Source organism: Lactobacillus rizhaonensis (assembly GCF_036246345.1).
Classification (GTDB): Bacteria; Bacillota; Bacilli; order Lactobacillales; family Lactobacillaceae; genus Lactobacillus; species Lactobacillus rizhaonensis.
This window is the reverse complement of the sequence record NZ_BTTV01000001.1, coordinates 546,714-559,747: the sequence shown is the minus strand read 5'-3', so window position 1 is coordinate 559,747 and position 13,034 is coordinate 546,714. Positions and strand designations below refer to the sequence as shown.

Below are 13,034 nucleotides of genomic sequence, written 5' to 3'. Positions count from 1 at the left end.
AGTTATTCCGTTGATTACTTCTCTTAAGATTATGCTTAAAAGTTAATTTAAAAACTAACCTTGACTATATTTATTTTCGATAGGATACTATTATTATAGTTGGATTAAATAATGACAAGCATTTGAGTAGGAAAAAAATATGGAAAATAATTTAAGTGAAGATTTAAGAAACCTTGCTATCACAAAAAAATTAAACTTTTTAATTGGTTCTGGAGCCTCCTCTCCGGCAATCAGTTTGATGTCACAAATAAAAAAACCGACCGCAAAAGCAATAAAAAATTTGCAGGTATCAGGTAGATATCTAAGTGATGAGGAAAAAGAAAAAATTGCAAAAAACGAAAAGTTGATTAAGCAAATAAAAAAAGTTAGTAAACGTTTATTAAATGAAAATCGAAATGAAACTCTCGATGATACCCAAAAAAAGAAACTAGGTGAGTTTAAAGCTTTTATTAGAAGTATTTCTGTAATATTAAATTTTTCAAATTCCAGAGAAACACCTCGAGAAGCAAACATTTTTACTACAAATTATGATCTTTTTATCGAAGAAGCTGTTGACGAGGTATTAAAAGAAGAAGTTTCATTGGTTTTTAATGATGGTGCTAGGGGCTATTTTAATAGATTTTTGGATAGTTCAAATTTCAATAGAACAGTTTCTTATGAGGGATTAAATAATAATTATATTGATGAACTACCATCATTAACTTTAATTAAGCCGCATGGCTCTGTAAATTGGGAAAAAGTTGGAGAAGGTGAGGATGCAAAAGTAAAAATTAGAAATAAAGTTGTCAAAAGTCCCATGGTAGTACCTCCAACTGGATATGAAGGTAGGGATACTTTTATGGATAATCACTTTCACGATATGTTGCGAGTTTTCCAGCTAGAACTAGACAAACCTGAGTCCGTTTTATTTATTTTGGGATTTTCTTTTCAAGATGATCATATTGCCAGAATGATTCGAAGAGCATTAAGAAACAGAAGTTTACTTATTGAATGCTTTTGTTGGGAAGATAAAGATGAACAAAATATAAAGAAAAATTTAGGTTATGAATATCGAGAAATTCCACAAAATTTTAAATTTATTAAGCCGAGTCAATTTAAAAATAAGGATAAGTTGGAACTGAAGGATCTAACATTAGCCTTGAAAGGAAAATTATAAATGGAAGCATTAGGAGTAATTGTAGCTGTTGATGGGGATATAGCTACAGTAGGTATGTATAATATGTCTAATGATTCTACTTTTCTTTGGGATGGAAGTTTGTTAAATGGACCTAAAATAGGTGCCTTTCTTACCATTGAACAAAACAATGTTAGAATTGTTTCCACTGTTATTTCAGAAAAAATCCAAGATCAACAAAATACAGTTAATAGTGAACAGTTTGATAATAGATATAGGAAAAATTCAATAAATAGAATTTTGATGTTAAAAACGCAAGGGGTAATTGACGAAAACAAATTTCAGCTTACGAGTCAATATGTTCCAATGGTTGGAAACAAGGTTGTGATTACAACTAAGGAAGATTTGAAAGCAATTTATGATGTTGATGATGTAGGATCTACAATAAGTATTGGGAAATCGATTAGAGAGGGACAAGAAATAAATTTACCAATTAATGAATTTTTTGCTTCTCATATAGGCATTTTCGGGAATACTGGAAGTGGGAAATCAAATACTTTACATAAGCTATACCTAGAGCTATTTAAATCTAAGTATAGAGAAAGTATTTTTAAAAAATCCAGGTTTGTTGTAATTGATTTTAACGGAGAATATACGCAAGATAAACAGTTTGGGGTAGAAAAAAAGCACAAAAGAATTTTTAGAATTAGTACACGAGGAAAAACAGATAAAATTCCAATAACTAAAGAATATTTTTTAGATCCCGAATTTTTATCACTATTATTTAGTGCGAAAAAAGCTACTCAAGTTCCCTTCCTAAAAAGTGCAATTCGAGAATACAAAAAAATAAATAAAGTTGAAAATAATCTAATAGTGCATTTAAAGTCTTGTTTGCTTTTTTCAGGCAAAAATTTAAATTTATTAAATTTAAATTTATTATATATTAACCCAAGGGTTAAAAAGACTATCCGTAGGGTTAAAAAGACTATCCGTTTTAAAAGTTTTATACAAAAATCAAATAAATTTCAAATTTCACTAAATTTTGCAAATCTTGAAGTAGGCTTGCTAAAGTCTTTGTTAAGGGATTTTAGAAATATTGAAACTATTGCGATTGAGGACTGGATTGATATAGCACATGATATGGGGGTCAAGAATAAATTTTTAGATTACTTAGAAGATTCTCAAAAATATTTGAGTTATGGGAATGTTTACATTGATATAAATGAATCATCTGATATAAAACACATGTTTAAAAACGGTGAATTAAGTGAAGAGTCAAAAATTGAAGTTTTAAATATCAGAGATGAGATAGCAAATCTCTATGAAAAAAAGACTGATATTCAAAAAATTAGATATTTTTTGAAATTCCAAAAAATATTCAAAACAGCTTGGAAGACTACAAATTCTGATTATATAAATCCATTATTCGGAAGAATTAATGAAACATTAGAAAGATTAGAACCAATTATAAAACTAGTTAATACAGATAAAGCAGTCGAAAGCGAATTCAAAAGTTTAAATATAATTTCTTTAGTAAATACAAATCAAGAAATGAAAAGACTAATTCCAATGATGGTTTCAAAAATGCTTTATGATATTCAAAAGAAAAGAATAAGTAATACAGATTCTATTGATTTTACTTATCATCTAATTATAGATGAGGCTCATAACATTCTTAATTCTGAGCATATAAAAAATGGTGATAATTGGCAAGATTATAGACTATCCGTATTCGAAGAAATAATAAAAGAAGGAAGAAAGTTCGGCTTTTATTTGACATTAGCAAGTCAAAGACCGGCTGACATATCTTCTACTATTATGTCTCAAATTCATAACTTTTTTATACACAGACTAGTAAATGATAATGATCTTGATATGCTAAGTCGGACTGTTCCAACATTAGATAAAAATTCATATAAAATGCTGCCCACTCTTGGAAAAGGTGAAGCACTAGTAACCGGTAATGCAATAAAAATACCCGTGCTTTTAAAAGTGGATAAAGAGAAATCAATTAGACCTAAAAGCGACGATGTTAAGCTTACAAAATTGTGGAAAAATTAAGGTGAAGATAATAGTAATTTAATATTCCCGCTCCTGAAATAGATAAGTTTCGCGGAGCAATGGATAAATACAACGCGGAATTTGGTATTTTTATTACTAATTCTGACTTTACTCGCGGCGCGATTAAGACAGCACGTCAGGGTACAAGAATTATTACGCTTATTAATGGTGACGAAATCTGTGATTTGGTGGCAAAGTACAATTATTATGTTGAACCGGTGACTACCTATAAGTTAAAATCGTTTTATACCGATAAAGATTAAATTGTTTTAGCAGAGACTAGGTGCTGGTTAATACTCTTTAAAGTACTTTCTACTTAAAATTTATGAAGTAAAATTCCAAACAGCATCTATTAAGAAAATAACGCCGAATGAACAAAAACGAAACATTACATTACCTGGATCAACGCGAAATTAAATATGAGATAGTAGAACACCAAGCTGTCTACAATATGGCAGAAATGGAAAAAATTGCTCTGCCGCACCCTGAAGCAGATGCTAAAAATCTGTTTGTGAGGGATGATAAAAAACGAAACTACTATCTTTTGACGATTAAGGGCGATAAAAGAGTCAACTTACGGCAATTTCGTGAAGAAAATGGCACCCGCAGGCTTAGCTTTGCCTCACCGCAAGATTTGAAAGAAAAAATGGATTTGGAACCTGGCTCGGTCACACCTTTAGGTTTGTTAAACGATTCTTACCATGAAATCCCCTTTTACTTAGATTCATATTTTAGTGACCAGCCTAGAATCGCTGTTCATCCCAACGACAATACAGCTACTATTTGGCTAGATCCACAAGACTTGATAGCTATCATAAAGAATTTGGGCAACCCAGTCAAAGTAGTGAAAATGTAGCCCAAACAGTAACTGTTGAATATTAAGACGCAAACTTGTAATTTGTGTCTTTTTTATGTTAAAGACATACGAGCGATTTGTTTGTATATATTTATTAAATAAATACCACTAAATTATTAACAAAAGGTAAATATTTTTATTTGTGAATTTAATTGGTTAAATTATTTAGTCTTTCATTGTAAAATCTTTTTCGTTGCCGTTAATCGACGATCAGGACTATGATATTGCTTTAAATGCACAAAGAATTAAAGACCTGAACGCAGCTAATGATGGTAACAAAGCTGATGTTAAAAAAGTAGTTATAAGTTTAACTGTGATAATGATTCAAAAATATGTAACTTTATCTTGTATTATTTAAAGTATCTTTCTTTCTTGTGTATAAACTTAAATTCTCAAAAAATTGTTGTTTAGTTGGAATATAAAGTATTTATTTAGTCAATGATTTTGAATATAGTTTTTAGGTCATTTCTAGATAAATCTGCTAATATCTCATCAACGTTGAAATAAAATAGCGGTTGATTATAGCAAAAAGTTGAGGCTATATTTTACCCCCCCTTTCAGGAAAAAGGATTGTTAGTTAATCACTCGGGAAAAAGCTGGTTAAGAACTAATTTTATAAAAAACGCATATGAGTAGGGATAGATTGATTATTAGCATTCTGACTGAACATTTAATAGTGGTATTAATAACTAATTTTAAAGTCGTATTTGGAGGTGCGGGCAGTAAAGCAGTTATTAATTACTTGGCAATAAACTAAATAAAAGCAATATCATCATGTTAAACGAGACTATTTTTTAAAAGCATCAGTAAAGCATGACTAAAACGGAAAATTCGTTTTAGCGAATAATTTTTGCTGCTTTTTAGTAAAAATATTTATGCTATACCCCCGAAAGAGTACTGCCTAATCTTTATTTTTCTTTTATGGAGTTGACATAATTAAGAAAAAATGATAGATTAAAAGTCAATTAAATAGCAAACATCTTGCAAAGCAGAGTAACTATTTTATTACTAATAAAGAGAGCTGATAAGTTGGTGAAAGTCAGCTAGCAATATGTAGTGAACATGGGCTTCTAATTGATGTCTATTGGTGATAATCAGCCAATAGCGGAGTTGCATCCGTTATTTTTGCAAGCTATTGTTTGATAGTTAATGAGGTTTATTACGTGAGTAATAAATGAATAAAAGGTGGTAACGCGAGCACTCGTCCTTAAGAAGAAAAGGATGAGTGCTTTTTTATACAAAAATATGGAGGTTTTTAGATGACTAAAACTGCTTATACTAACGTTAATTTGTTTAATGGGATTGATGATAAAATTCAATCTAATACCACGCTGGTGGTTGATGATGAAAGTGGCAAGATTACCAAAATAGGTGAGGGTATTGCATCTGAGGCTGATCAGACGGTAGATTTACAAAATAAATATGTGATTCCCGGTTTAATCAATTGCCATACACATATTATTATGGATCCTTTGACCCCCGATGGTGGTAGTGAAACTGACGTAGTGTCCTCTACAGTTCGTGCAGTAAAACATTTACATGATTTATTGAAATCTGGTGTTACTTATATTCGTGAATGTGGCAGCACTTATAATATCGATATTGCTCTTAATAATTTAATTAAGAAAAATAAGTTAACTAAGGTCCCAGAAATTGTGCCAGCAGGTCACCCATTCTCTATGACTGGTGGACATGGTGATTTGCCCAATTTTGGTGTGCTGGTCGATTCACCGGATGAAATGCGTAAAGCTGTTCGCCAAGGAATTAAGGCCGGTGCCAAAGCAATTAAAGTCATGGCGACTGGTGGCGTAATGACTGAAAACGATTCTCTTGATGATCCTCAACTAAGTGAAGCTGAAATGCACGTTGCAGTAGAAGAAGCTCACCACAAGGGTTTAACTGTAGCCGCACATGCGGAAGGAAATCCGGGAATTTTGAACGCGATTAAGGCTGGCGTTGACAGTATTGAACACGGCTTTTACGTTAATGATGAAGAAATTAAATTGATGATTGAAAAAGGAACATATTTGACGCCAACAATAGTTGGAGCTTGGGCATTCATCGAATATGCTCCAGGTAAAATTCCAGATTGGGAAATGAATAAAATTGCGGCAGCGTGGAAAGATTTACGCGGCAATATTACTAAGGCCAAAAATGCTGGTGTCAAAATCACTTTGGGTACTGATGCTGGAACTCCATTTAATGACTTCACGATGACTCCGCAAGAATTGCCTTTACTGGTAGAACAAGGCTTCACTAATTTTGAAGCTTTGGAAACCAGTTATAATTCTGCCAAACTACTAAAAATTGCGGATGAATATGGTTCGCTAGAAGAGGGCAAATACGCAGACTTTTTAGTACTTGATGAAAACCCACTAGAAAAAATTGGTGCTGTTGTTCAAAAGGATAAGGCAGTTTATAAAAAGGGTAAAAGAGCTTACTAAATATAAGCAAACTATTTTCAATTTAGAACAAATGTTCTATAATAAAGGAAGCTACTAAAAAAGCGGCTTCTTTTATTTTTGAAGGAGAAAAAAATGAATCAAAAATTTTTAGACGTCATGAAAGATGAAGGACCTGTTACCATTGTTACTATTAATGCTAATCCTGCCAGTGTAGTGAACACTTGGATGTCTTACGTGAAAGTCGATGAGGAAAAGAACTGTCTGTATATACCAGCTGCTGGTATGCACAGCATTGAGAACGATTTTGCCAAAGATAATCATGTGCTGTTAACTATGGGTTCTAAAAAAGTTGAGGGTACAGCTGGACCTGGAGCTGGTTTTCATGTTAAGGGAACCGGTCAATTTTTTGCTGAAGGGCCAGAATTTGACGAAATGAAAAGTCGTTTTCCTTGGATGCGTGAAGTTTTGCAAGTCAAAATTTATCAGATTGAGCAAAAGATATAATACTAAAACACTTGGTTAAATCTAAAATAGTCTTCCACTTTATTTTTTAAGCAAAAATTATTAATCATTCTTTTTTAAATATATCTTTAATTTTATATTAATTTTAGATACAATAATAGATATAAATTTTTATCCAAAAAAGGAGGATTACTAATGAAAGCTTTACTTTACAATATGACCCCGGAGCAAAAGGTCTATGTAGATAAGTGGAACGAAAATCATCCAGAAGATGATTTGGTCACAACTGATGACAAGCTTGATGCTAAGACTGTGGAGATGGCGCAAGGTTATGATGTTGTCAGTGTTTTGCAGGTCTTTGATATAGATGAGGAAGAGGTCTATCGTAAATTAAGCTCTTATGGTATCAAACAGATTGCCTTAAGGTCTGTTGGCTATAATATCGTCAATTTTGACTTTATTCACAAGTATCATATGATCGTTACTAATACACCAGCTTATTCTCCGCGAGCAGTGGCTGAAAACACTCTGACATCTGCAATGTACTTGTTAAGAAAATGGGGTCCTATTTTAAACAATGAAAAGGAACATCTTAACTTTGTTCGTGAAGAAAACTTAATGAGTGATGAGATCTATAACCAGACTGTGGGTATTATTGGTGTAGGTCGTATCGGTTCTTGTGTGGCAGAGATGTTTCATGCGTTGGGCGCTAAAGTGATTGGCTACGATTTGGTTGAAAATCCTGCTAATGAGGCATTTTTAGAGTATACAGATTTTGATACTGTAGTTAAGAATGCTGATATCTTGACCCTCCATACGCCTTTAGAGCCCTCAATGGAAGATATGATTAGTGCCAAGCAATTTAAGGAAATGAAGAATACTGCATATTTGATTAATGCGGCTAGAGGCCCTCTAGTTAATAATCACGATCTGATTGCAGCGCTCAAGAATAAAGAAATTGCTGGTGCTTCTCTTGACGTAATGACTGGTGAAGAAGCAATTGTTATGAAGAAATTCAATGATATTTCTGAATTACCTGCAGATTACCAAGAATTAGCCAAAATGCCTAATGTAGTCTTTACGCCTCATTCCGCATACTACACGAAGACTTCCGTCAAAAACATGATTGAACACAGTATGACAGACGTTAAACGAGTATTAAATGGTCAAAAACCAATTTACTTAGTTGAAGAATAGCTCATAGTTTATTTTTAGTTTAAAAGTTGACCGACTGTAAAGTCGGTCACTTTTTTATTGTTAAGATTGTAGTTGGCAAGTATAGCAGAAATATTGCTATAATGTACAGGTGTAGAAAAATAAACGGAGAAAAAGATGAAAAGGTTTCATCATAAGTTTACGTTACCCGCGATTTTAATTTTACTCATCGTCGCAATCATCCTTCTTCTCGCGGGTATTGCCAACATGCGTAATCAAACTACGCTGCCGCCAAATGGTAATGCGAGTGCGATCGGTGTGGAATTAAATCAGGATTATGGCTATGTTGATTTACATGAGCTGCAAGCCAACGGCATTTCATTTGTCTATTTGAGAAGCACACAGGGGCGATCATACTTTGACGATGATTATTTATCATATCGTGATCAAGTTTTAGGAACAAAATTAGCTTTTGGGACAGTTATTGCATACAGTAATGAATCTACACCCATGCAACATTACCAATATTTTTTAAAAAAGGTAGGTACTGATACCGGAAGTTTACCAATTTGGATTGAGCCAGCAATTGATAATTATGATATAGCATATATCAAGCAAATGGCACAATTCACCGGTATGCTTTTAAGACTGAATAAACGGGTCATAGTAGATGTTGCTGTGAGATACAAAAAGTATTTTCCGCATGATGTGCAATTTATTACTGGTGGCAGGAAAGCACCGGATAAGATGCAGTATTCGTTTTGGCGTTATACCAATAACGGACGGGTAAAATCAGTTAAGAACTTAGAAGACGGGGTAGTTATGTTAACATACAATGGCACGGTTACCCAGTACAAAGAAAAATACGGACAGTTAACACAATAATGAAAAAAGAAATTCAAGCAGTTTTAACCAGATTAAAAATGACTGAACCAACTTTGATTCAGCAAGAAACGCGTACCCCTATTTTAAATGGTGCAAGTTGTATAGCTCTTGCTAAGACGGGGACGGGAAAGACCTTGGCTTATGCATTGCCATCATTAGAAAAGCTGGAAAAAGGGAAGCCGAATAGTTTAGTAATTATTGCTCCCACAACAGAGCTGGCTGTACAAATTCGGCACGCTATTAATCCATTTATTAGTGCCCTTGATTTAACGGGCATAACGCTTGTAGGCGCTGGCAATCGCAAGCGGCAGGAAGACAACTTGAAGAAAAAACACCCTGAAGTAGTAGTTGCCACACCAGGACGTTTTTTCGATTTCTTTTCTGTTAATCGCATTAAAGTTAATCAAATAAAGACTTTAGTTATCGACGAAGCTGACGATGTTTTAGAATTTAATAAAATGGAGCTGTTGAGTGCTTTAGGACAAAATTTGGCGGCAGATGCGCAAATCTTACTTTTCGGGGCTACAGAGTCTGAAATAACCAAACAAGCAGAAGATATTTTTGCTCGTAAATTTACTACAATTGATGTCAGACCGGAACAGAAAACAACCGTAGCAAATTATTTTTTGCAAATAGACAATGCTCATAAAATTGATTTTATTCAACGCTTGATGCGTCTTGACGGCTTTAAAGGAATTTTGTTTTTTGACTCCAATCAAACAATGATGCATTTTGCAGGCATTTTAGCACATACTAAAACTAAATTTGGCATCTTGGCTAATGATTTTAGTAAGCAAAACAGAGCAGCTACTTTGAATGATTTTAAAGTTGGTAAAATTAAGTTATTGTTGGCAACGGATTTAGCGGCTCGTGGTTTAGATATTCCAGGTGTTACTTATGTGGTAAATTACGATATTCCGAGTGAGTTTAACACGTATATGCATCGTGCCGGTCGGACTGGCCGCATGGGCGCAAAGGGATTTGTTGTAAGCATAGGGGATGATCATGACTTTCGTGATCTGAAGAAATTACTTGCTCAGAGTGTTAAAATTGAGCGGGTATATTTTGCTGGCTTTCATTTGTCAACCAAAATGCCACGTAAAAAGGAAAATAAAAAACAGGACGGAAATGAAAAAAAGCAGATTGCTGCTTCAAAAGAAAAACATAAAAAGCGTAAAAACAAAAATAAGGGATATCATCCTCATTATTTAAAAAGAAAGGAGCAAAAATGAGTCGATTAGTTGCTTGGCTTGAAGACTATGTTTTGCCTTTAGCAAATAAATTAGGACAAACTCACTGGCTGGTAGCATTAAGGGATGCATTTGTTTCCGTGATGCCGATCACCATTGCCGGTTCAGTTGCTGTTCTGATTAAAAGCTTAATTGCTGCGGCCAAAACCGAATTAGGTTGGAAAACTTTTGCGTGGGCTATGCAGCCTCTTTCTTTAGTCTGCAACGTTGTCTGGCGGGGGACATTTGCCTTATTTGCACTCTTTTTGTCAATGTCTTTAGGTTATCACTTGGCTAAAAGCATGGAAGTTGATCCAGTTGCTGGAGCAATTGTTTCATTATCATCTTTGGCAATGAGTATCGCCAACCTAACTAAGCTTAAAGTTAATGGTAAAATTATTCCTATTCATAAAGCTTTTAATATCTCTCAATTTTCAACTACGGGAATTTTTACCGCGATTTTATTTGGGACAATTGGCGTGACAATTTTTGCAATTTGCTTTAGAGCGCGAATCAAGCTTCATTTGTCTGCTAATTTGCCTTATGCGGAACAAATGGCTTTTGACTCGCTTATTCCTGCTATCATTGCCATTTTCTGTGTTGGCATGATTAATTTTGTTTTTCAGACAATTACGGGTACTTTCTTTGGCAATTGGCTCCTTAATTCAATCCAAACCCCACTGGTAAAATTGGGTCAAGGTTTTGGTATGGTAATGCTTGTGACCTTATTAGTGCAAATTTTCAGCTTTTTTGGTTTCAATGGCTTAAGCGTCTGGGCACCGATTTTAGATTCAATTTGGCTAACTGCACAAAATGTCAATGTTACCGCTGCTCGTGCGGGAACAGAAGCGCCTTTTATTTGGGTTCGTGGGTCGTTTGATGCTTTTGCTTGGTTTGGTGGAGCAGGTGGCACATTAATGTTGATTGTAGCTATTCTGCTTTTTTCAAAACGCAGTGATTATCGCACGATTGCCAAAGTCGCATTGGCTCCTGGAATTTTTAATATCAACGAGCCAATAATTTTTGGGTTACCCGTGGTGCTTAATCCTGTATACTTTATTCCGTTTGTGGCTGCACCTCTAGTTAACGTGGCTTTTGCTTATGGTGTAAGTATGATGAACTTGGTTAATCCTGTGCAAGTGGCGGTACCGGCAGTTGTACCACCAATTATTGGACCATTTTTAGCTTGCAATTATGATTGGCGTGCAATTGTACTATCTATTATTAACATGTTAATTGCTTTGGCAATATGGACGCCATTTGTTTTTGCGGCTGATAAAATCGCTGATTCTAACACGCCACAACCATATTTTACTCGTCAATATTAATTACTAAAAAAATTGGCTTTTATCGCTCAAATTTGGTAAAGTTAATTTATTGTGACCCTGTAGTTTATCTGGATAGAACAATGGTCTCCTAAACCGTAGAGGTGAGTTCGAATCTCACCGGGGTCATTAATTTAAACCTATAAAGCTTGATCTATCAACACTTAATATTAAATACATTAGTCAAGTATGCTAAATGTAATTTTGTAATTTTATCCTTAGGGTCTAATATTGAGCCAATATATTTTTGGTGAGTTGTTTTTATTTTATCTATCATCTAAGAGCAACTATTCATAGCGATATTTATATTTGATTGTGCAAGCTTTTTACTGAATTTATGATAATTTTTATAATGAGAAGCTAAATATGTTACGAGACAATGACTTGAGACATGGAAGTGAAATTTTTCTTTGTAGTTAATACCTGCTTTCTTAATTTTTATACCATGATTAATACATAGTTATTTTTAGTTTTTTTGATCAATATTAAAGCATTGAAAGACCATAATTTAACCTAAGTGTATAGTAATACAAAATATAGTTAAAATTATGGCTCTTTATCAACAGAATTTCTTTTAGAATGTCAAGTATCAAAAAGATTAAAAATTAGGTATACTAAAAGTACTTCAAAAAGGTGCCTTTTTGCAATTTAAATATTTGTTTAACAGTTAATCCTTATTGATGTACAGCTTGTTGATAATCATAGCTTTGATTTTGTATGAACCAAATGCATGATTGAACGATTTAAATGGTTAACGCAGGCTATTTGAGCTACCAAATCCTTTTTAGAATAGGGTGGCTCTTTTAATTTTTAGTAATAGTCAACTAGATGATTGTTAATCTTGTTTTGATTTCTAAGCATGCCTTTAATCATCTCAACTTCAACCGTTCCTGCAGAACTATTACCGTGGCGATTTATCTTGTCATGCTTAACCAAAGTGCCGGATTGCTATCTGTTTAAGTCAATTCCTAGGTAGGTATTGAGCTGCTTATAAGTTTTAAAGCGTTCAATATTGCCCGCAAATTCAATTAACAGGGCCGTGTTCAGCTGCCCCACTCCTGGTATACTGCTGATAAGCTTAAATTCTGGAAAATTAGCTGACTTTTTAATTAGCTGATCTTTGATTAGGGCAACACGATAGTTATAACATTCAATTTCATAGCATAACATGCCAATGATTGATATTTCAATTGAATCAGCGACAATGGCAGGATATGTATTGAACGCGGCTGTCCAAACTTTAGTGCAAATTAATTTCTTAGCAATATGTTTACCGATTAATCGATAAAACTGTTCAGTCATTCTTTTAACCGTCAGAACAGCTAAATAATCTGGATATACATACTTACGAATCATCTGCAAGGCTACAGCAAAGCGAAAACTCAGGGAAGGATAGTTTTAGCACTGAACGCAACTGATTTTTCAATTCTAACCCGCTTTTGGCTTAATTTGTGATATTGCACAGCTAAAAAACGTAAAGACTGATAGGGGGATCAATATAATGTCGCCTTCTAGTACAAATGATGGCTGCCTGTGTGATAT

The 13,034-nt window shown here is 33.8% G+C and carries 11 protein-coding genes, 1 tRNA gene, 1 pseudogene and 1 other annotated feature; of the genes and pseudogenes, 12 read left to right on the top strand and 1 reads right to left on the bottom strand.

Annotated elements, in window-relative coordinates:
• The first annotated feature begins 139 nt into the window (after positions 1–139).
• The 12 genes and pseudogenes from AAA915_RS02660 to AAA915_RS02605 all read left to right on the top strand — a co-directional run bounded on the left by AAA915_RS02660 (position 140) and on the right by AAA915_RS02605 (position 11,621).
• Complete coding sequence (locus AAA915_RS02660) at positions 140–1,156, top strand: SIR2 family protein (protein ID WP_338199633.1); 1,017 nt, start codon at positions 140–142, stop codon at positions 1,154–1,156.
• Positions 1,157–3,175 carry an ATP-binding protein gene (locus AAA915_RS02655; protein WP_338199631.1) on the top strand — a complete coding sequence of 673 codons (2,019 nt, stop codon included), beginning with the start codon at positions 1,157–1,159 and terminating at the stop codon, positions 3,173–3,175.
• A gap of 23 nt (positions 3,176–3,198) precedes the next feature.
• Positions 3,199–3,438 (top strand): annotated as a pseudogene (locus tag AAA915_RS02650) (restriction endonuclease); the annotation flags it as partial.
• 107 nt (positions 3,439–3,545) lie between these two features.
• Positions 3,546–4,031: a prolyl-tRNA synthetase associated domain-containing protein gene (locus tag AAA915_RS02645; RefSeq protein ID WP_338199629.1), complete on the top strand. Its 486-nt coding sequence runs from the start codon at positions 3,546–3,548 to the stop codon at positions 4,029–4,031.
• 193 nt (positions 4,032–4,224) lie between these two features.
• Positions 4,225–4,389 (top strand): hypothetical protein, encoded by a 165-nt coding sequence (locus AAA915_RS02640; protein WP_338199627.1) that lies wholly within the window; start codon positions 4,225–4,227, stop codon positions 4,387–4,389.
• Between the two features lie 614 nt (positions 4,390–5,003).
• Positions 5,004–5,243: a binding site (T-box leader), on the top strand.
• Positions 5,244–5,290: 47 nt separating this feature from the next.
• On the top strand, positions 5,291–6,475 hold the full coding sequence (locus tag AAA915_RS02635; protein WP_338199624.1) for a metal-dependent hydrolase family protein: 1,185 nt from the start codon (positions 5,291–5,293) through the stop codon (positions 6,473–6,475).
• Between the two features lie 93 nt (positions 6,476–6,568).
• Complete coding sequence (locus AAA915_RS02630; RefSeq protein ID WP_338199622.1) at positions 6,569–6,940, top strand: pyridoxamine 5'-phosphate oxidase family protein; 372 nt, start codon at positions 6,569–6,571, stop codon at positions 6,938–6,940.
• A 153-nt stretch (positions 6,941–7,093) separates the two neighbouring features.
• Positions 7,094–8,095: an NAD(P)-dependent oxidoreductase gene (locus tag AAA915_RS02625; protein WP_338199620.1), complete on the top strand. Its 1,002-nt coding sequence runs from the start codon at positions 7,094–7,096 to the stop codon at positions 8,093–8,095.
• A gap of 135 nt (positions 8,096–8,230) precedes the next feature.
• A complete protein-coding gene (locus AAA915_RS02620; protein WP_338199619.1) occupies positions 8,231–8,938 on the top strand; it encodes a GH25 family lysozyme in 708 nt (235 codons plus the stop codon).
• Entirely contained in the window at positions 8,935–10,170 is a 1,236-nt protein-coding gene (locus AAA915_RS02615) for a DEAD/DEAH box helicase (RefSeq protein ID WP_338199830.1), read from the top strand. The genes AAA915_RS02620 and AAA915_RS02615 overlap by 4 nt, the downstream gene beginning before the upstream one ends.
• Positions 10,167–11,495, top strand: a complete 1,329-nt coding sequence (locus tag AAA915_RS02610) for a PTS sugar transporter subunit IIC (protein ID WP_338199616.1) — start codon at positions 10,167–10,169, stop codon at positions 11,493–11,495. Before AAA915_RS02615 ends, AAA915_RS02610 begins: the two co-directional genes overlap by 4 nt.
• A gap of 53 nt (positions 11,496–11,548) precedes the next feature.
• Positions 11,549–11,621: transfer RNA gene (locus AAA915_RS02605), tRNA-Arg, on the top strand.
• An 819-nt stretch (positions 11,622–12,440) separates the two neighbouring features.
• Here the strand turns inward: AAA915_RS02605 and AAA915_RS02600 are convergent.
• Positions 12,441–12,848 carry a transposase gene (locus tag AAA915_RS02600; RefSeq protein WP_338199615.1) on the bottom strand — a complete coding sequence of 136 codons (408 nt, stop codon included), beginning with the start codon at positions 12,846–12,848 and terminating at the stop codon, positions 12,441–12,443.
• Positions 12,849–13,034: the final 186 nt, after the last annotated feature.

Bases quoted from the DNA above. Each gene is read 5' to 3' on its own strand.
- AAA915_RS02600 (WP_338199615.1), bottom strand. From the start codon at position 12,848: ATGATTCGTAAGTATGTATATCCAGATTATTTAGCTGTTCTGACGGTT.
- AAA915_RS02630 (WP_338199622.1), top strand. From the start codon at position 6,569: ATGAATCAAAAATTTTTAGACGTCATGAAAGATGAAGGACCTGTTACC.
- AAA915_RS02655 (WP_338199631.1), top strand. From the start codon at position 1,157: ATGGAAGCATTAGGAGTAATTGTAGCTGTTGATGGGGATATAGCTACA.
- AAA915_RS02660 (WP_338199633.1), top strand. From the start codon at position 140: ATGGAAAATAATTTAAGTGAAGATTTAAGAAACCTTGCTATCACAAAA.
- AAA915_RS02645 (WP_338199629.1), top strand. From the start codon at position 3,546: ATGAACAAAAACGAAACATTACATTACCTGGATCAACGCGAAATTAAA.
- AAA915_RS02620 (WP_338199619.1), top strand. From the start codon at position 8,231: ATGAAAAGGTTTCATCATAAGTTTACGTTACCCGCGATTTTAATTTTA.
- AAA915_RS02625 (WP_338199620.1), top strand. From the start codon at position 7,094: ATGAAAGCTTTACTTTACAATATGACCCCGGAGCAAAAGGTCTATGTA.
- AAA915_RS02635 (WP_338199624.1), top strand. From the start codon at position 5,291: ATGACTAAAACTGCTTATACTAACGTTAATTTGTTTAATGGGATTGAT.
- AAA915_RS02610 (WP_338199616.1), top strand. From the start codon at position 10,167: ATGAGTCGATTAGTTGCTTGGCTTGAAGACTATGTTTTGCCTTTAGCA.